The organism is Nonomuraea sp. CA-143628 (assembly GCF_050942315.1).
GTDB lineage: Bacteria > Actinomycetota > Actinomycetes > Streptosporangiales > Streptosporangiaceae > Nonomuraea.
This window is the reverse complement of record NZ_CP192072.1, coordinates 5,287,952-5,307,602: the sequence shown is the minus strand read 5'-3', so window position 1 is coordinate 5,307,602 and position 19,651 is coordinate 5,287,952. Positions and strand designations below refer to the sequence as shown.

General features: G+C 64.9%; 12 protein-coding genes and 3 rRNA genes. 7 read left to right on the top strand and 8 right to left on the bottom strand.

What is annotated here, in order from left to right; all coding sequences use genetic code 11:
• Positions 1–130 precede the first annotated feature (130 nt).
• Both ACQP2T_RS24235 and cpt read left to right on the top strand, forming a co-directional pair.
• A complete protein-coding gene (locus ACQP2T_RS24235; RefSeq protein ID WP_433520033.1) occupies positions 131–787 on the top strand; it encodes a hypothetical protein in 657 nt (218 codons plus the stop codon).
• Between the two features lie 546 nt (positions 788–1,333).
• Positions 1,334–1,900: a chloramphenicol phosphotransferase CPT gene (gene cpt / locus ACQP2T_RS24230; protein ID WP_433518355.1), complete on the top strand. Its 567-nt coding sequence runs from the start codon at positions 1,334–1,336 to the stop codon at positions 1,898–1,900.
• A gap of 994 nt (positions 1,901–2,894) precedes the next feature.
• Here the strand turns inward: cpt and ACQP2T_RS24225 are convergent.
• Complete coding sequence (locus tag ACQP2T_RS24225; protein ID WP_433518354.1) at positions 2,895–3,440, bottom strand: single-stranded DNA-binding protein; 546 nt, start codon at positions 3,438–3,440, stop codon at positions 2,895–2,897.
• A gap of 108 nt (positions 3,441–3,548) precedes the next feature.
• Between ACQP2T_RS24225 and ACQP2T_RS24220 the strand changes: the two genes are divergently transcribed.
• A complete protein-coding gene (locus tag ACQP2T_RS24220; protein WP_433518353.1) occupies positions 3,549–4,475 on the top strand; it encodes an MBL fold metallo-hydrolase in 927 nt (308 codons plus the stop codon).
• A 68-nt stretch (positions 4,476–4,543) separates the two neighbouring features.
• On the opposite strand, the gene ACQP2T_RS24215 is transcribed toward ACQP2T_RS24220, so the two are convergent.
• Positions 4,544–5,896 carry a hypothetical protein gene (locus ACQP2T_RS24215; RefSeq protein WP_433518352.1) on the bottom strand — a complete coding sequence of 451 codons (1,353 nt, stop codon included), beginning with the start codon at positions 5,894–5,896 and terminating at the stop codon, positions 4,544–4,546.
• Between ACQP2T_RS24215 and ACQP2T_RS24210 the strand changes: the two genes are divergently transcribed.
• Positions 5,801–7,750, top strand: coding sequence for a hypothetical protein (locus tag ACQP2T_RS24210; protein WP_433518351.1), 1,950 nt, complete (start codon positions 5,801–5,803; stop codon positions 7,748–7,750). The genes ACQP2T_RS24215 and ACQP2T_RS24210 overlap by 96 nt on opposite strands.
• Before the next feature lie 306 nt (positions 7,751–8,056).
• Positions 8,057–8,443: an SAM-dependent methyltransferase gene (locus ACQP2T_RS24205; RefSeq protein WP_433518350.1), complete on the top strand. Its 387-nt coding sequence runs from the start codon at positions 8,057–8,059 to the stop codon at positions 8,441–8,443.
• Between the two features lie 551 nt (positions 8,444–8,994).
• Here the strand turns inward: ACQP2T_RS24205 and rrf are convergent.
• From rrf to ACQP2T_RS24180, 5 genes are all read right to left on the bottom strand, one after another.
• A 5S ribosomal RNA gene (rrf, locus tag ACQP2T_RS24200) occupies positions 8,995–9,111 on the bottom strand.
• Between the two features lie 142 nt (positions 9,112–9,253).
• Positions 9,254–12,362 (bottom strand): 23S ribosomal RNA (locus tag ACQP2T_RS24195).
• A gap of 494 nt (positions 12,363–12,856) precedes the next feature.
• Positions 12,857–14,380 (bottom strand): 16S ribosomal RNA (locus ACQP2T_RS24190).
• Together the 16S, 23S and 5S rRNA genes form the textbook arrangement of a ribosomal RNA operon.
• Positions 14,381–15,279: 899 nt before the next feature.
• Positions 15,280–15,537 carry a hypothetical protein gene (locus ACQP2T_RS24185; RefSeq protein ID WP_433518349.1) on the bottom strand — a complete coding sequence of 86 codons (258 nt, stop codon included), beginning with the start codon at positions 15,535–15,537 and terminating at the stop codon, positions 15,280–15,282.
• Between the two features lie 529 nt (positions 15,538–16,066).
• Complete coding sequence (locus tag ACQP2T_RS24180; protein WP_433518348.1) at positions 16,067–16,510, bottom strand: MarR family winged helix-turn-helix transcriptional regulator; 444 nt, start codon at positions 16,508–16,510, stop codon at positions 16,067–16,069.
• Between the two features lie 89 nt (positions 16,511–16,599).
• Here ACQP2T_RS24180 and ACQP2T_RS24175 point away from each other — a divergent pair, with 89 nt between their 5' ends.
• Positions 16,600–16,983: a PPOX class F420-dependent oxidoreductase gene (locus ACQP2T_RS24175; RefSeq protein WP_433518347.1), complete on the top strand. Its 384-nt coding sequence runs from the start codon at positions 16,600–16,602 to the stop codon at positions 16,981–16,983.
• Between the two features lie 561 nt (positions 16,984–17,544).
• On the opposite strand, the gene ACQP2T_RS24170 is transcribed toward ACQP2T_RS24175, so the two are convergent.
• A complete protein-coding gene (locus ACQP2T_RS24170) occupies positions 17,545–18,144 on the bottom strand; it encodes an HAD family hydrolase (protein WP_433518346.1) in 600 nt (199 codons plus the stop codon).
• Positions 18,145–18,175: 31 nt separating this feature from the next.
• Between ACQP2T_RS24170 and ACQP2T_RS24165 the strand changes: the two genes are divergently transcribed.
• Positions 18,176–19,642: a glycosyltransferase family 39 protein gene (locus tag ACQP2T_RS24165; RefSeq protein WP_433518345.1), complete on the top strand. Its 1,467-nt coding sequence runs from the start codon at positions 18,176–18,178 to the stop codon at positions 19,640–19,642.
• Positions 19,643–19,651 lie beyond the last annotated feature (9 nt).

Genomic DNA, 19,651 nt, shown 5'->3' with positions numbered 1-19,651 from the left:
ACCTCCTCAGGGTCCGGCGACCAACCCGACACCGGCTCCGGATCCAGTAACCATCGCGGAACCACCTCAGGGCCCCGCAAGCCAAACCGAACCAAGCCCCGGCCCAGCAACCAGCACCGAACCAAGCCAGATGCCAGGACCCGCCACCGCATCAGCGTCCGGAGCCCAGCAGCCGACGGGGCAGCCTGCGCGTGGCGGCGAGCAGGGACACTCCACCTTTGGTCCATGGGACTTCGGGCTGGCGTTGCTCGTCGACTCGACCGCGTACCCGCCCGATCTCAAGGCCATTCACCGCGTCATCCCCGGCCTGCCCCTGACCGAGGCGGCGGCCAAGGCCAAGGGGTCGTGGCGTGTCCACGATCATGCCACCCTCGACCAGGGCCTGGCCGCGCTCCAGGCCGCAGGGGAGCCCGCATTTCTGCTCGCAGGCGAAGGTGGCTGCCACCTGCTCACCAACCCTGATCCGGTCCAGCTCGCCCGTGCCATGCCTGCGGACCGCTCCGATCGGTGGAACTCGCTGAACATCTCCATCCTCAGTGAGTTCGTCCTGCCCAAGGTGTGGGGCATGCAGGACGATCAACAGGCCGTACGGATCGTGCATCATGACCCCAAGGCCGCCCTGCAGCTGGCTCTCGACACGGCCGGCACCGCCGTGATTCTGAAGCCGCTGGCCGTCGACGACGTGCTGGCCATCGCGGCGGGGGGCGAGCGCGTGCCTCGCAAATCAACCTCCTTCGGCCCTAAGCCCATTACGGGCCTCGTTCTCCGTACCTTCGCCACCGGCTGAGGTGAGTCGGGCCACCGCCGATCGCGAGCTGGCCGCGCTCGCATCCCTCCTGCCCGCTCCGGAGGGCACGGGCGAGGACGGGCTGAAGCGGGCCTTCGGCCAGCTTGCCGACCGACAATCCCGCACTGTTCCGCAAGGACGATTGCCGCCGGCTGGAGCGGCGCTGGCAGCTCGACGACTGCGGCCTGGACGGCTCAATCACCGCATACCACGACGAAGTCCCGCAGAGCGGTGTAGTTTCTCCCCCGCTCAGCCCTGTTCGCCCACGTAGGAACCGCAGAGCGAGATCGTTGATCCACCACTGGATGGGACACCACTCAGCATCTGTAAAGAGCCCCTCTGAGCGCAGGCTGTACGTACGAGAATGGCGTAGCGACCCAGAGCAGCCACCGTTCAACTGCTCCGTTCTCGTGTACCGCTGCTGATCGGCGACGCAACGGCCCGGCTGGCGCAGTGGCCGGAAACGTTCACCGGGTCGCAGCGGCAGGGCAGTGTCGGCCGAAAATCGTTTCACTTCCTTGAGGCGGCGCCCCTACTGTGTACGCCGTGACAACGCAGGTGATCGTGCTCAATGGCGGATCCAGCGCCGGCAAGTCCTCGATCGTCCGGAACCTGCAGGGCGTGCTGCCGCAGCCCTGGCTTGCCATCGGGGGTGTCGACTCGATGATCGAGGCGATGCCCGAATCCATGATGACATCGGACACGGGACTCAAGATCGCCTCCGACGGCGGCGTGACCGTCGGGCCGGAGTTCCTGCGACTGCAGGCGGCGTGGCGGGAGGGGATCGCCACGATGGCCCGTGCCGGAGCCCGGGTCATCATCGATGATGTCCTTCTCGGAGGAGGGGACTCCCAGCAGCAGTGGCAGAGAGTTCTTGGCGGGCTCGACGTCCTGTGGGTCGGCGTCAGGTGTGACAGCGCGGTCGCCGCCGAGCGCGAGCAGGCGCGGGGAGACCGCATCCTGGGCATGGCCGTGGCCCAGGCGGAGGCGGTACACGACGGCATGGTCTATGACCTGGAAGTGGACACCACGCGTACCGAGTCGCTGGTGTGCGCGAAGACCATCGCCGGTTACATATCGCAAGCCGGTGAACGTTTCCGGCCACTGCGGTAGACGATCAATAGCGATACCGACCTCCTGAGTTGTACCTCGTCACGATCTACCTGCACCGGCCTTGGGCGCTTGTGTCCCGCTAAGCGGTGGATCAATGATCTGGTGAGCCTGAGCGCATGAGGCCGAGGCGATACACCGTTCGACGGGACGTCACTTCCTGGACCAGCAATGGTGGTTATCCGCCGCAAGATGACGTCCCATCACGTGGTGGAATTTCGTCCCCAGCTTGAAGATCGATGGCGTCGTCGCGAGCGAAGGCGGTTGCCGCGATGACGTCTCGGAGAGCGGTGTAGGTTCTCACCCGCTCAGCCCTGTTGGCCCACGTAGGAAACGTACGACAAGATCGTTGATCCACCCAGGGCATTGCCCGCTCGATGCCATCGCGAAGATCATCAGAAATCCCATCATTCCGGGGGACCGCGAGTTATCCGCGCGGCAACGGGGAGTGTCAATGCATCGACCGTCACTCAGCCGACAGGAGCTATCCCGCAGGCCGCAGGCCGCAGGCCGCAGGCCGCAGGCCGCAGGCCGCAGCGATAATGGACCACGCCCAGCATGACTTCCAGCCGTCGCTGAACAGTCCCGGCAACGTGGCAGGGGCGCTCCAGCGAACCTGACAATGCGGTCGAGGGGTGTCTCCGGTAGCCATTGGGGCTGGCCCACACGCACTTGGCCGTTGACAAGGGGCCGGGGTGACGTCCCGCTGAGTGGTGGATCTACGATCTCGCTGTATGGCTTCTAGAGGGGATGAATAGGGCCGAGTGGCTGAGGCAACTACACCTGCCTGCGGGATGTCATCGGCGCACGGGTGGCGAGCAGTGCGACTACCTGTAGGAACGGTGCGGCTCGGCACGCTCCCCTGTCGCTGACCCCCGGACCCCCGGACCCCCGGACCCCCGGACCCCCGGACCCCCGGACCCCCGCTGTCGATTATCCGGCGATCGGCAAAGCGATCGCCGGACACTTCCACGAGGCGCCACCCCCGAATAGCGAGCTAGCCGGTCGGGGCCAGGTCCGGGGCTGGGCGTGGCGAGGGGATGGACGGGAGGTTGTCGTGCTTGTCCTGGGTCATCGCGTTTCCGGATGGCTTTGGGGTTGGCGGAGAGGCCGAGCCTCGACGGCACTCCTGTGCGTCCGGCGGTTCCGGGTCGGTGCCGAGCCGTCGGCTCTGTGCGAGTGGGAAAGGCTTTCGGCGCGGTCGTGACGGCCTCGGCTGGTCAGCCGAGTCAGGTGGGGCTGCCTTCGCCATCGTGACCTCGACTTCGTAGCGCCAGATCTTGGCGGCTGTCGGGCCGTAGACGTGGCAGCGGAAAGCGCCCTTGATCTCCATGGTGTCGCGGGGTCTGAGGTTGCGTACGAAGGCGGCCGCCTCGGGATCGAAGGTCGCGCATGGCACGCTGTCCGTCATCGTTTGGCCGCGTCTGTTTTCCGGGCGGCGCACGATCAGGCGCCATTTCGTGAGGATGTCACCGCTCGGCAGGGGTTTTTCCTCTGGCGTCGCGGACAGCCTTCCCACCAGTACGACCTCGTTGCGGTCCACTGTCGTCCTCCCATCGGGGTTCTGGTGAGATCACTCTTTACGATGAGGGGTACGCCGGATCGGCTCGAACGCCATTCTGGGGATAACGGCAGCGGATCAGGAGTGACTGTGGACAACATCACCGACCTGGGCGGCGACGTCTATGAGATCGATACGAAGATGGCCGGCTATTCGGGCATCACGGCTGGATATCTGATCCTGGGTGACCGCCCATGCCTGGTCGAGACCGGCACCTCGACCTCGGCGCCCGTGGTCCGTGACGCACTCGCCTCGCTCGGCGTGGGCCCGGAGGACCTTGCCACGGTCGTGGTCACGCACATCCATCTAGATCATGCCGGCGGCGCCGGGGACATGGCGAGGTACTTCCCGTCCGCCCAGATCGTGGTGCATGAGAAGGGAGCCAGGCACCTGGCCGATCCGTCCAGGTTGATGGCCAGCGCGAGGATGGTGTGGGGTGACCGCCTTGACACGCTATTTGGTGAACTATCGCCCACCGAGGCCGACCGCATCGTCGCACTCGGCGACACCGGATCCATCGACCTGGGCAACGGAAGGACGCTGAACAGCCACTACTCCCCCGGCCACGCCAAGCACCATGTGGGTCTCATCGATTCCGCCACTGGCGATCTGTACGTAGGTGACGCCGCCGGCGTGTACCTGCCTCAGACCGGGGACCTGCGCCCGGCCACCCCGCCTCCGGACTTCGACCTGGAGACGGCGCTCAACTCGATCTCACTGTTCAAGGCACTCGGCCCACAGCGGCTGCTGTTCAGCCACTACGGACCGGTCGGCGCCGTACAGGAGACGCTCGAACGCTCCGCGGAGGAACTTCGCGTCTGGGTCGATCTCACCCGCCAGGTACACACGGAGGGCCTCGACCTCGACCATGCCGTCGCCATGGTGAGGGACCGGACCATGGAACGGTACCAAGCGCTCAAGGCGGACGATGAGACAGCGGAGCAGTTCGAGCTCCTGAGTGGCGCTCCGTCAAATGTCGCGGGCATCTACCACTGGCTCGACCGCGTCTCACCCTGACCTCTGGTACGAAACGCCGTACCAGAACTCCGCCGTACACCGTGGAAGGTGTACGGCGGAGCAGGACGTCAGTCTTCGCGCTCGGAGTCGCGCTTGGCAGCGTCCTCGGCTGGTTCGTCGGGCTGGTCCAGGATGTCACCGAAGTCGGGCTCGATGAACGCCGGAGTGATGCCCAGCGCCATCGGAGTCTCAACCGCAGGGGTCTTGGACGCCGGGGCGCTCGGCTCTGCCGAGCCGGAGTCGTCCAGCAGCTCGTCAGGCTCGGCGTCCCGCGACGTGCCCTGCGAGGCGTCCTTTGAGGTGCCCTTCAGGACGTCCTTCGAGGCGACCTTCGAGACGTCCTTTGCGGCGCTCGCCGAACTATCCTCGAGGTCGCCGGACTCGGCCGCCTCCGGCCCGGAAGGGGATCCCGCCTGCTCAGGAGCTGATTCCGCCTTGCCGGCAGCCCCGTCCTGCTCGTCGTCGGCGTCCTCCCGGTCGGCAGAGCCGCCCTGCTCACGGATGGCGCCCTGCCGGTCCGCGGCGCCGTCCTGTTCATCATCGGCATCCTGTCGGCCGACCAGCTTGTCCCCCTGGTCCACCGGTTCGGCTTCCGCAGACTGGTCGTCGGTGGGCTCGGAGTCGTCGAGAAGGTCGTCTGCCTCAGCGAGGGCCGCGTCCTCGTCGACGTCCTCGTCCACCTCGATCATGGCGTCGGCCTGGCCGGCCGTACCCGCGTCGTCGGAGTCGTCCTCGTAGTCATCGAGGTCCTCGTCATCGAAATCCTCGTCATCGAAATCCTCGTCGTCGAAGTCCTCTTCGACGTCCTCGATGACGGCACCCGTCAGCTCGGCGTACCGCTCGGCGGCATCCGTCTCGCCGTCCTCGTCGAAGGCCATCGCCTTGGCGAACCAGTCGGTCGCGGCCTCCTGATGACCCGCGTCGGCCAGGGCGTCGGCGTACGCGAACGCGAGACGAGCCGACCAGGGCTTCGCCTGCGGGTCGCGCAGCTCGGGCAGGCGTTGCAGGGTGATGACGGCGGCGTCGTTCTGGCCCAGGTCGCGGCGGGCGCCCGACTCCACGATGGACAGCTCGATGCGTCCCGCCCTGTCGAGGCGTTCGGCTTCGGGCGAGCGGACCAGGTCGAGGGCGCGTTCCGGACGGCCGAGGCCGCGTTCGCAGTCGGCCATGACCGCGAGGTAGGCGTCCGAACCGGTCATCCGCCTCGCCGCGCGCAGGTCGCTGAGAGCTTCGGAGAAGTGCCCAGCCCGGTAGGCGACGATTCCCGCCGCCTCACGTACGACACCGATGCGGGCCGCGAACCTGCGAGCCACCTTGGTGTGCTCGTGAGCCTGGTCGGGGTCGTCCTCCTCCAGCGCACGCTCGGCGGCGACCATGTGCCTGCCCACCAGCTCGGCGAGGTCGCCGGGGAGGGAGCGCAACTCGTCGCGTACTTCCTTGTCGAGCTCTTCGGCGGTGATGTCAGGCGCGACCTCGGGCAACGGCTCGCGCTTCGGAGCGTCGTCCTCGGAACGGCCGAACCTGGCGCGGGTGCCGCTGGGCGCCCGGTCGTCACGAGAATCGCGCGAGAACGGGCGGGAACGGTCATCGCCACGCGGGCCTCGGTCGTCGCGGTAACCACCCTCACGGGGACCCCGATCGTCACGGAAGCCGCCCTCACGGCGCGGACCGCCGTAACCGCCCTCGCGACGAGGTCCACGCTCGTCGCGGTCCCGGAAGGAACGACGATCGTCGCCACCCTCAGAGCGCTCACGGAACCCACCCGGCCGATGATCGTCACGGTCGCGGTAGCCGCCCTCGCGCCGGGGACCCCGATCGTCACGGAAGCCGCCCTCGCGGCGCGGGCCACCGTAACCACCCTCACGGCGCGGACCGCCGTAACCGCCCTCGCGACGAGGGCCACGCTCGTCACGATCCCGGTACGAACGACGATCGTCGCCACCCCCAGGACGCGAACCGCGGTCGTCGCGGAACCCACCTTCACGGGGCGAACCGCCGTAACCACCCTCGCGGCGGGGGCCACGGTCGTCGCGGTCCCGGAACGGACGGCGGTCGTCGCCGCCACGCGAACCCCGGTCAAAGCCGCCCTCACGGCGGGGACCTCGGTCACCGCCGCCCTCGGGACGCGGGCCCCGGTCGCCGCGGAACCCACCCGGGCGCTGGTCGTCACGGTCACGGAAACCACGACGATCCCCGCCGCCGTCACGGTCGCGGAAGCCGCCCTCGCGACGGGGGCCGCTATAACCGCCCTCGCGACGGGGGCCGCTGTAACCGCCCTCACGACGCGGACCGCCGTAACCACCCTCGCGGCGGGGGCCGCGGTCATCACGGTCCCGGAAGGAACGACGATCGTCGCCACCCTCAGAACGCGGACCCCGATCATCACGGAACCCACCCGACCGGTGATCATCACGGTCCCGGAAGCCGCCCTCACGGCGCGGGCCACCGTATCCACCTTCGCGGCGCGGACCCCGGTCGCCACCGCGGTGACCACCTTCACGGCGGTCGCCGCTGAACCCGCCTTCGCGGCGCGGACCGCCGTAACCGCCTTCACGGCGCGGACCAGCGTAACCACCCTCACGACGGGGGCCACGGTCATCGCCGGAGCCGACGTCACGACGCGGGCCCCGGTCGTCACGGTCGCGGAAGGGACGTCGGTCATCGCCACCGCGCCCGCCCCGGTCATCACGGAAGCCACCTTCGCGACGCGGACCCCGGTCGCCACCGCGGTAACCACCCTCACGGCGGTCACCGCCGAACCCGCCCTCACGGCGCGGACCGCCACCGTAACCACCTTCACGGCGGTCGCCGCTGAACCCGCCTTCACGGCGCGGACCACCGTAACCACCTTCGCGGCGGGGGCCGCGGTCACTGCCGAACCCGCCTTCGCGACGAGGTCCCCGGTCATCGCCGGACGCACCCTCACGACGCGGGCCGCGATATCCCCCGCCGTCGCGCCCGGTGCCCCGGTCGTCGCGTCCCTGGTATCCGGAACGCTCGCCGTATCCGCGATCCCGCGACGCCCCTCGGTCGCCGCCGTCGCGTCGTGGCCCTCGGTCGCCGGAGCGCGGCCTGTCGTCGGAACGGAACGGACGGTCGCCTCTGGAGTCGCGCTGATCGCGCCCGCGGGAGCCATACCCGCCGCTCCTGTCGCCGCCCTGGGGACGCTTGTCTCCGCCGTCGCCCCGTTCGCGCTGTCCGCCGTCCGATCCGTTATCACTGTTCACTTCTGGTCCATTTCGTTGGCTCACTCAGCAGACCCGTGCGTCACATGACGGTCCGCCGTGGCAGGTCGCCGCCCGATTTTCGGGCCTTACGCGACGAAGGCCACCCGCGGTGGGATGGCCCGGTACCTCCAGCCTAGCAAGCCGCAGCATGTCACCGAGCCTGGCCCGGCCCGCATATTCGGTCGCGGGGATTGACCACTTCGGGAAACTGCTTGACATGTCACTCCGCTTCCATGAGATCGCCGAGTCACAGAGGGGCCTCTGAACCTCATCACTGACGAAAAGCGCTCCTCGGCGAAATCTGCCGCATCACACCTGGCGCGCCATCTGGATCTCGCCTGCGGGAAGGGGGAAATGCTCACTCAATGGGCCGCCCGTTACGGCTCGTACGGGGTGGGCTCGAACATCAGCAAGGTCTTTCTCGCGGCCGCCAGAGATCGCGCGGACGAGCTCGATGTGGCCGACCACGTACGCTTCATCGAGGCGGACGCCGGAACCTATGAGGACGAGCCGCACCCGTACGACATCGTCTCGTGCATGGGCGCCACGTGGATCGGCGGCGGCCTCGCCGGCACTCTCACGCTCATACGCCGCCTACTCCGCCCCGGCGGACTCGCCCCGGTCGGCGACTGCTACTGGATCACTCCCATCGCCCGTAGCCTGTGCATCGCTCCAAGTGCCGAAAGATTCCTTCGCTTCGCTGTCCGGTACGGCCAAGCTCATCGAAGACGCCGGCTATGAGCTGGTGGAAATGGGCTTGGCGAACCACGACACCTGGGACAGGTACATCGGCGCTCAATGGTGGACGCTGAGCGAATGGCTACGCGAAAATCCGGACGACCCCGACGTGCCGGCCTTGCGGCAATTCTTGGACCAGGGAGGTGATTCTTATCTCGAGTACGGCAGGCGGTAGATGGGCTGGGGCGCCTTCGTTCTTCGCGGATAAGCCGTTGATTGTACGATCCGGCGCCTGCGACTGCTCGGCGGTGCGGTCGGCTCAGTCTGAATCGACCACACCGGTTCAGGACCGCAATCCGAAACTTGTACATCTCCTGATCGTGAACAGGCCGCGTCCCGCAGGGCATCGTCCGCTATCGCTTGCACCGGAGCCCGCGACGCAGAAAGGACCCCACGCACAACGCGCGAGGCCCCACAACGCGAAAAAGGGCCCCACAAGGCACAACGCGTAAGCCCCCTGAAACGCAGGAAGGGCTCACGCACAAGGCGCAAGCCCCCCTGAAACGCGAAAAAGGGCCCCACAAACGTGGAGCCCTTTCCCGTAACCAAAGATTGTCCGGCGGTGACCTACTCTCCCACACCCTCCCGAGTGCAGTACCATCGGCGCTGGGAAGCTTAACTTCCGGGTTCGGAATGTAACCGGGTGTTTCCTTCCCGCCATAACCGCCGTAACCCTATGAAACTGTCAAACACACACGTGTTTGCTGTCTCAGAATTGCATAGTGGACGCGAGCAAGAAGATCTGCGGTGTGGCGCTGCTCTGGACCCGGCGAAGAGTAACAGAGCGCAGCACACACCACAGCATTATACTTTGTGGTCAAGTCCTCGGCCTATTAGTACCGGTCAGCTCCACACGTTACCGTGCTTCCACCTCCGGCCTATCAACCCGGTCGTCTACCGGGAGCCTTACCCACTCTCATGGTGGGAGACCTCATCTCAAGGCGAGCTTCCCGCTTAGATGCTTTCAGCGGTTATCCCTTCCGAACGTAGCCAACCAGCCGTGCACCTGGCGGTACAACTGGCACACCAGAGGTTCGTCCGTCCCGGTCCTCTCGTACTAGGGACAGCCCCTTTCAAGTCTCCTGCGCGCGCAGCGGATAGGGACCGAACTGTCTCGCGACGTTCTAAACCCAGCTCGCGTACCGCTTTAATGGGCGAACAGCCCAACCCTTGGGACCTACTCCAGCCCCAGGATGCGACGAGCCGACATCGAGGTGCCAAACCATCCCGTCGATATGGACTCTTGGGGAAGATCAGCCTGTTATCCCCGGGGTACCTTTTAGCCGTTGAGCGACACCGCTTCCACACGCCGATGCCGGATCACTAGTCCCAGCTTTCGCTCCTGCTCGACCCGTCAGTCTCACAGTCAAGCTCCCTTGTGCACTTACACTCAACACCTGATTGCCAACCAGGCTGAGGGAACCTTTGGGCGCCTCCGTTACCCTTTAGGAGGCAACCGCCCCAGTTAAACTACCCACCAGACACTGTCCCCGATCCGGATCACGGACCAGAGTTAGACGTTCAAAACGACCAGAGTGGTATTTCACCAATGACTCCACCCGAACTAGCGTCCGAGCTTCCCAGTCTCCCACCTATCCTACACAAGACGCTCCAAACGCCAATGTCAAGCTGTAGTGAAGGTCCCGGGGTCTTTCCGTCCTGCTGCGCGTAACGAGCATCTTTACTCGTAGTGCAATTTCGCCGGGTCTGCGGTTGAGACAGCGGGGAAGTCGTTACGCCATTCGTGCAGGTCGGAACTTACCCGACAAGGAATTTCGCTACCTTAGGATGGTTATAGTTACCACCGCCGTTTACCGGCGCTTAAGTTCTCACCTTCGCCAACCCGAAGATCGGCTAAGCAGTCCCCTTAACGTTCCGGCACCGGGCAGGCGTCAGTCCGTATACATCGTCTTACGACTTCGCACGGACCTGTGTTTTTAGTAAACAGTCGCTTCCCCCTGGCCACTGCGACCCCCACCAGCTCACAGAGCTAGCCTGATCACCAGCAGAGGTCCCCCTTCTCCCGAAGTTACGGGGGCAATTTGCCGAGTTCCTTAACCGCAGTTCACCCGATCGCCTTAGTATTCTCTACCTGACCACCTGAGTCGGTTTAGGGTACGGGCCGCCACAACACTCACTAGAGGCTTTTCTCGGCAGCATAGGATCATCCACTTCACCACAATCGGCTCGGCATCACATCTCAGGATTCATGCGAGGCGGATTTGCCTACCTCACTCCCTACATGCTTACCCCAGGACAACCATCGCCTGGGCTGGACTACCTTCCTGCGTCACCCCATCGCTTACCTACTACCCGATCGGATCGAGCGTTCAGCCTCACCCCTAGTCCCGAAGGACATCAGAGGACTTAAGGACTCTTAGCATCACGAGGTTCGATATGGGCGCATTGAAGCGGGTACGGGAATATCAACCCGTTGTCCATCGACTACGCCTGTCGGCCTCGCCTTAGGTCCCGACTTACCCTGGGCGGATTAGCCTGCCCCAGGAACCCTTGGTCATCCGGCGCGAGGGTTTCTCACCCTCGATTCGCTACTCATGCCTGCATTCTCACTCGCACAGCCTCCACAACTGGATCACTCCGCTGCTTCACCGGCTGCACGACGCTCCCCTACCCATCAACCCCACATGGGAGTCAATGCCACGACTTCGGCGGTGTACTTGAGCCCCGCTACATTGTCGGCGCGGAATCACTTGACCAGTGAGCTATTACGCACTCTTTCAAGGGTGGCTGCTTCTAAGCCAACCTCCTGGTTGTCTCTGCGACTCCACATCCTTTCCCACTTAGCACACGCTTAGGGGCCTTAGTCGGTGATCTGGGCTGTTTCCCTCTCGACTACGAACCTTATCGCCCGCAGTCTCACTGCCACGCTCTCACTTACCGGCATTCGGAGTTTGGCTGACGTCAGTAACCTTGTCGGGCCCATCAGCCATCCAGTGCTCTACCTCCGGCAAGAAACACGCGACGCTGCACCTAAATGCATTTCGGGGAGAACCAGCTATCACGGAGTTTGATTGGCCTTTCACCCCTACACACAGATCATCCCCCAGGTTTTCAACCCTGGTGGGTTCGGTCCTCCACCCAGTCTTACCTGAGCTTCAACCTGCCCATGCGTAGATCACTCCGCTTCGGGTCTACAGCATGCGACTCAAACGCCCTCTTCAGACTCGCTTTCGCTACGGCTCCCCCACACGGGTTAACCTCGCCACACACCATAACTCGCAGGCTCATTCTTCAAAAGGCACGCAGTCACATCACACACCAGCAAGCTGATGTAAGCTCCTACGGCTTGTAGGCACACGGTTTCAGGTACTATTTCACGACCCCTCACCGGGGCACTTTTCACCTTTCCCTCACGGTACTCGTGCACTATCGGTCACCAGGGAGTATTTAGGCTTACCAGGTGGTCCTGGCAGATTCACACAGGATTTCTCGGGCCCCGTGCTACTTGGGATCCCCTCAAACAGTCGACAGATTTTCGCCTACCCGGCTCTCACGGTCTACGGCGCCCCTTCCCAGAGGCTTCGACTAACCCATCGATTTATCACTGTCCAAGAAAGCGGCAGCTCCCTTAAGAGGGTCCCACGACCCCGGACATGCAACGCCTGCCGGCTATCACACACGCCCGGTTTAGCCTCATCCGCTTTCGCTCACCACTACTCACGGAATCACTCTTGTTTTCTCTTCCTACGGGTACTGAGATGTTTCACTTCCCCGCGTTACCACCAACCGCCCTATACATTCAGGCGGAGGCAACACCACATGACTGGTGCTAGGTTTCCCCATTCGGACATCCCCGGATCAACGTCTGGTTGGCGACTCCCCGAGGCTTAACGCAGCCTCCCACGTCCTTCATCGGCTCCTGATGCCAAGGCATCCACCGTGTGCCCTAAAAAACTTGGCCACAAAGATGCTCGCGTCCACTATGCAAATCTCAAACAACAAACAGCAACCAACCCCACCCGCCACCAGACCAACCACCCCGCTCCCCCTGGAGGGAGAAGGATCGATGCGATGTGACAGAAGGCGGCCCTGCATGAGGTATCCACAAACCACGGGACTGCCCACCGCTCAAGGGCGCCGACTTCCGCCGACGTCCCACCCCGCCGACCCGGCGCCAGGAGGTCAGGCCCTTGCGGGTGACCCTGGCGTGGGTGGTGGGATGCGGTCGCAGTCCCAGGTCCGTTTCCTCAGGACCCAACAGTGTGTCCAACCAGTTCAGATCGTCTCAGGACGCGTCTTCCCACTCCGCTGTCTCCAGCGGCGGTACCAACGGCCCGGAAGACCGGAACCGGTTGAGTAGCCAGTGCTCCACTAATGAGCTTGCCGTGTGCGAGACGTTCGCTCGCAGGCACAGCGTAGATCGATGACTTCCGTCATCCGATCGGTGCTCCTTAGAAAGGAGGTGATCCAGCCGCACCTTCCGGTACGGCTACCTTGTTACGACTTCGTCCCAATCGCCAGCCCCACCTTCGACCGCTCCCCCCAGCAAGCTGGTTGGGCCACGGGCTTCGGGTGTTGCCGACTTTCGTGACGTGACGGGCGGTGTGTACAAGGCCCGGGAACGTATTCACCGCAGCGTTGCTGATCTGCGATTACTAGCGACTCCGACTTCATGGGGTCGAGTTGCAGACCCCAATCCGAACTGAGACCGGCTTTTAGGGATTCGCTCCACCTCACGGTTTAGCAGCCCTCTGTACCGGCCATTGTAGCATGTTTGCAGCCCAAGACATAAGGGGCATGATGACTTGACGTCATCCCCACCTTCCTCCGAGTTGACCCCGGCAGTCTCCCATGAGTCCCCACCACCCCCGAAGGAGCGTGCTGGCAACATGGAACAAGGGTTGCGCTCGTTGCGGGACTTAACCCAACATCTCACGACACGAGCTGACGACAGCCATGCACCACCTGTCACCCAGTCCGAAGAGGCGCACATCTCTGCACGTTTCCGGGTGATGTCAAACCTTGGTAAGGTTCTTCGCGTTGCGTCGAATTAAGCAACATGCTCCGCCGCTTGTGCGGGCCCCCGTCAATTCCTTTGAGTTTTAGCCTTGCGGCCGTACTCCCCAGGCGGGGCGCTTAATGCGTTAGCTCCGGCACGGAGATCGTGGAAGATCCCCACACCTAGCGCCCAACGTTTACAGCGTGGACTACCAGGGTATCTAATCCTGTTCGCTCCCCACGCTTTCGCTCCTCAGCGTCAGGTAAGGCCCAGCAAGCCGCCTTCGCCACCGGTGTTCCTCCTGATATCTGCGCATTTCACCGCTACACCAGGAATTCCACTTGCCCCTACCTACCTCTAGCCGGCCCGTATCCACCGCAGACCCGCAGTTAAGCTGCGGGCTTTCACGGCAGACGCGACCAGCCACCTACGAGCTCTTTACGCCCAATAATTCCGGACAACGCTTGCGCCCTACGTATTACCGCGGCTGCTGGCACGTAGTTAGCCGGCGCTTCTTCTGCAGGTACACGTCAACTTCGTCCCTGCTGAAAGAGGTTTACAACCCGAAGGCCGTCATCCCCCACGCGGCGTCGCTGCGTCAGGCTTCCGCCCATTGCGCAATATTCCCCACTGCTGCCTCCCGTAGGAGTCTGGGCCGTGTCTCAGTCCCAGTGTGGCCGGTCGCCCTCTCAGGCCGGCTACCCGTCGTCGCCTTGGTAGGCCACTACCCCACCAACAAGCTGATAGGCCGCGAGCCCATCCCCAACCGAAAAAACTTTCCACCACCATCCGATGCCGGAGGCGGTCGTATCCGGTATTAGACCCAGTTTCCCGGGCTTATCCCAGAGTCAGGGGCAGGTTACTCACGTGTTACTCACCCGTTCGCCGCTCGAGTACCCCGAAGGGCCTTTCCGCTCGACTTGCATGTGTTAAGCACGCCGCCAGCGTTCGTCCTGAGCCAGGATCAAACTCTCCAAACAATGTCTGAAGGGAAAGAAATCCCAACCATATAAAAGGAATCCATCATCATCTACACCCAGAGGCGCAGACATGACGGGGTTGTGCATCATGCACTGGCTTTTAACACACTGTTGAGTTCTCAAGAAACGGACGCGTACTCCCCAACCTGCGAGAGGCGTTCATTTCGTTGTGTCTTAAGCTTATCGAGCTTGTCGGCTTCGCGTCAAATCGGAGACTTGCTTGAAGCTGTGCAAACTGTCTAAGATTGTGCACCCTGTCTCCAGGGCAACCCTCGCAACTTACCGTGCCATCCTGGACTTGTCGAATCAACCGATTTTCCGGCGATCTGAGCGCACCCAAGACGACTCGTGCCAGCGAGCGCATGGAAGCGCCTGGCCGAGTGGCTCGTTCTCAAGGGGTTCGCCTTGGGGGCCCGTCCGCCTGATCGGCGTCCGGCTCACTCCCGGGGCGAAGAGAAGATTAGGTCGCCGTTCGCCCTACGTCAAATCGGCGTTCACGCCTGCTCTCTAGGGCTACACGGGACCTCCAACAAGGCTGGCTCTGATCTGCGCAAACGCCGAGCAGGTCGGAGACTCGAGGTGTCCAAGCTGCGGAAACTAGGGACATGGCGGGACAGCGCTAGTTTCCGGGAGGGAAATGGCGGGGCATGGCGAGGCTCGGAAGCCACTGTCGACATGCGGGTGAGCAAGATGAGCGGTACGGGCGACCCTGGGCCCCGTGCACGGTCCGGACCGACGGCGGACCTAACCGAACGCGGACCAGGCAGATCTCAGACTCGGACCGGAGCAGAGGGCGAACCTGGGAGGGCGGAGAGCGCAGACCGGGGGCAGCGGGCGAGCCTAACGGGGGTGGCGTCCCACCCAGGGGTGGATCAACGATTTCGCCATGTGTTTTCCTATCATGGGAGAACAGGGCTGGGCGGGTGAAAAACGACGCCGCTCCGCGGGCCGTCATCCGGACGGATCGCGGCACAGACCTCGTGCATGACCGGGGTGAACACGTAGACATCCATCAGCGCCAGGTCGCTCTTGCTGTCCCGCTGCTTCTCCTCCAGGAACGGATCCGAACCGGACTGCGGCCGGACGGCCAGACGGATCCCGAACCGGATGGACGGCGAGCCGAACAGGAGCGCGGACCGAACTGGTGAACGTGGCACCGCAGTGATGACGTCCCACTGAGTGGTGATCCACGATCTCGTTACATGGCCTCTACCAAGGATGATCAGGGGTCGAGTGGCCGAGAATCCATACCGCTCCGTGGGACGTCATCGCTTCCGGAACCCCCGGCGTGGGGGCCGAGGGCAAGCGTCTTCAGTTCCCTGTGTTTACCTAGGTAAAGCGGACATCGGCGTAGTCTCGTCGCACCCGACCGAGGCCGGGCAGTGATCCGGTGGAAGCCGAAGCCGCGTCCGTCCGGCAAGCCGGGCGGACCGTAGTTTGAGAACCGCGTTGTCACGGCCTGACTGCGCACTCCTGGAGGGAGCGCGCCTCTTGGGCCACCGCCCCGCCGGACGCTATCCCGTTGATACGGACACCAACAGGGACGGGGACCGAGCGCCAGTCAAGCACCCGGCTGTAACAGAAAATTACCGCACGATCACCCTCCGTCGCAACCAAGCGATCAAACAACAGTTCTACCGGAAACCACAGACTCGCATAGCGAACGCCAGCAACAGTTCGCTCCCTTCACAGTTGCGAGAATGCCCGGCCGATCGCCGTTCCGCAGCGTTGGAGGAGGGATCGCAGAGTGTCACGCTCTTCTGCGGTGAGTTCGTCCGCTATCGCCCGCTCTATCCGCACCGCCCGCTCGTCCGCCTCCTCCAGTGCGATGCGGCCGGCGTCCGTGAGTCGGGTCTCCAGGACATTGCCGTGCCACGGGTGTGGCGTACGTTCGACCATCCCGCGTGCCTCGAGGTTCTTCAGCACCACGGTCATCGCCTGCGGGGTCACCAAGCAGGCTCGGGCGAGAGCGGCGGCCGAGATGCCGGGGTTGGCCGCCAATACGTAGAGCGTCGCGTACTGCGGCACCGTCAGCCCCGCGGGCCTGACCGCGGCTTGCTTGGCGGCGATCAGTTCCTGCTCGGTTCGCTTGATGTCGAGGCCGAGGCGCTCCTCCGCGGGCATCCCCATGGCACGAGATGCTACAAGCAATCTAGCATTGACGACTATCAAAGCTTTGATAATGTGCATAGCCGTACACCCGAGTGAGGAGGCGTCACGTGATTCCTGAGAGCCATCTGGACCTGTTGACCAGGCCGCTGTTCGCGCATCTGGCCACCATCGCGTCAGACGAGAAGCCGCATGTGAACCCGGTCTGGACGGTGTGGGACGGCGAGTTCCTGCGCTTCACGACTACCACGAACCGCCAGAAATACCGAAATGTCGCGGCAAATGGGAACCTGGCGGTCTCCATCAACGACCCCGACAAGCCGTACTGGTACCTGGAGATCCGGGCCGTGGTGGAGCGGATCGACCCCGACCCGTCGGGCGACTTCTTCGACGTGCTCGCCACCCGCTACGGCCTGCAGTACGACCGGCCGGTGGGCGATGCGGAGCGGCGGGTGGTCATCGTCGCCCGGCCGACACGTACGACCAGCCAGTGACGACACGTACCACCCAACCAGTCAGACGATCAGCGACCAGCCCGTGAAGCGCGGGGCGGCCGCTATGGCCCGAGCCGCCGCCCGAGCGGACCGGGGAGCGCGATACCGGTGAGCGCGAGACCGCGGCGGGAGCACAAGACCGCTGTGAGTGAGCGACGAGACCTGCGCGAGCACACGACGGCTACGGGCGGTCGAGATCTGCGGGGGTGCACGACGGCTACAGGTGGTCGAGACCCGCGGGTGGGCGAGACCGCTGCGGGTGAGCGGTGCTGGTCAGGCTCACCCGCCACCGACCAGGGTGGGTGATGGCCTGGCCAAGGCCCACGCGAGAGGCAAGCTCGGCGTCCCGCAGACCGGCGCCACGCCTTTTCGCCACGCCTGTTACCGCGCGAACGACGCTGCTCGAAGGAATCAGGCGGTGTCCCTCCCAGCGGTGGATCAACGATCTCTCCGTGGGCGCACAGGACTGAGCGGCGAAAAACTACACCGCTCTGCGGGACGTCATCACGAATAATCACGCTCAGCACCGACGGATCGAGACCCACCCAAAGGCGCGGACGGTCAAGACCCACCGGAAAGCGTGAGCGCGCGTACCTGCGCCGCCGAGACGAACAGCTCCGCCGCCATCCCCGCCTCCCGAGCCGCGACCACATTGACCTCGTTGTCGTCGAAGAACAGCGCCTCCCCCGGCTCCACCCCCAACCGCTGCGCGCAGATCTCGTACGCGCGCCGGTCCGGCTTCGCCACCCCGATCCGGCACGAGTACGTCAGCGACGTGAACCGGCCCAGCCAGTCACCGTGCCGCGACTCCCACAGCGGCACCAGGTCCGGGACGATGTTCGACAGCAGCCCCAGTGTCCGTCCCTGATCGGCCAGTTCGTGCACCACGGCGACCATCTCGTCGTCCACGTGGCACCAGCTCTCCAGGTCGGCCGCCATCAGCGCGTCCACGTCGGCGAACCGCGTGCCCAGCCGTCCGGCGACCGCCGCCCAGTAAGCCACGGCGTCCTGACCGGCGTCATAGTCGGGCCGGCACCCCCAGTACGCCTCCCAGAAGCTCTCCCCCGGCACTCCGGCGAGGTCGACGAGGCCCTGCTTGGCGTCAGCCGTCTGGACGCGGGCGATAACTCCGTAAAGATCAAACACGATCACTTCAGGCATAAATCTGAGCCTATGCGCGTATTCTGCCCCGGTGACCACCGCCTCCACCCTCGCCCCTCCAGCCCGGCCAGTCGTACGTTCGCGCAGGTCAAGCCCGTGGTGGGTGGCCGGAATCGCCGGAGTCGCGGCGTTCAGCGGCTCGGGCTCCGCCTCTCTGAACGGTGACGAGCTGGCCACGATCAGCGCCGCGTCCCGGTCGCTGCCGGGGTTGTGGGAGCTGGCGCGGCACATCGATGGTCATTTCCTGCCGTACTACCTGTTCATGCAGCTCTGGGCGAAGGCCGGGACCGCGGAGCTGTGGCTGCGGCTGCCATCGGCGCTGGCCATCGGGGTCGCCGCGTGGTTCCTGGTGGACCTGGGGCGGCGGCTGCACAGTACGTGGGCGGGGGTGACGGCCGGCCTGCTGTTCGCGGCACTGCCGTCGGTGTCGTATTACGGCGCCTTCGCCCGCTCGTACGCGCCCGCGGCCGCCGCGGTGGTCTTCTCGTTCTGGGCCCTTCACCGCGCCACGCGAGCCCAGGAAGAAACCAGGCGAGCCCAGGAGCACACCGAGCGCGCACCCTGGGTGGTCTATGCGGTGGCGGTGGCGTTGGTGTGCTGCACGCACCTGTTCGCGGTGCTCGTGCTGCCCGCTCAATTGGTCGCCGCCGTAGCGCTGCTCCCCCGCCGCACCGTGCTCCTGAGGTGGGCGCCCGCGCTCGCCGTCGGCTGCCTGCCCGCACTCGTTCTCGGTCTGGTCGGGTACGGCGAGCGGCACGCGATCAGCTGGATCCCGCAGCGCGGGCCGGAGGTGCTGCTGAAGTTCCCGAAGATGGCGGCGGGGAGCACCGAGGTGGGGGTGGTGCTGTTCGTGGTGGCGCTGGCCGGTGTGGTGCTGCTCCGCAACAGGGCGTGGGCCGGGACGCTGCTGGGCTGGCTGGTGCTGCCGCCCGTCCTGCTGCTGGCCGTGTCGCATCTGGTGACGCCGGTCTATGTGGATCGGTACCTGTTCGTCGCCGCGCCCGCCCTGGCGTTGCTGGCGGGGATCGCGGTGGCGAGTGTTCCGCGGGGAGGGGTGGTGGCCTGCTGCGGGCTGGTGGTGGTCGCGGTTGCGGTGGGCGTACCGCAGCAGGTGGAGGTACGGGAGGCCAACGGGCGCTTCGAGGACTTTCCATGGGCCGTGCGGAAGGTGGACGCGCGGCCGGGGGACGCGATCGTGTTCGGGCAGAGCTCGGTGCGGGCGGGGTTCGACTACTACCGTGACGGGTCGATGCCGGACGACGTGCTGCGGCTGGGGGCCGCTCCGGAGGCGGAGGGGTTCGGCTTTCCCGAGCGCGATGACGTCGCCGCCGCGCTGGCCGATCGGGAGCGGGTCTGGGTCGTGTGGCGGGGGGTCAAGTCCGCCGGGCAGAAGCTGCCGCGGGTGAAGGCCGTACGGGAGGCGGGCTACGAGCAGAGCGGGGCCTGGCACTCGGCGGAGACGCCCGGCCTCACCGTCGCCCTGTTCGCCCGCAAATAGACCCACAAA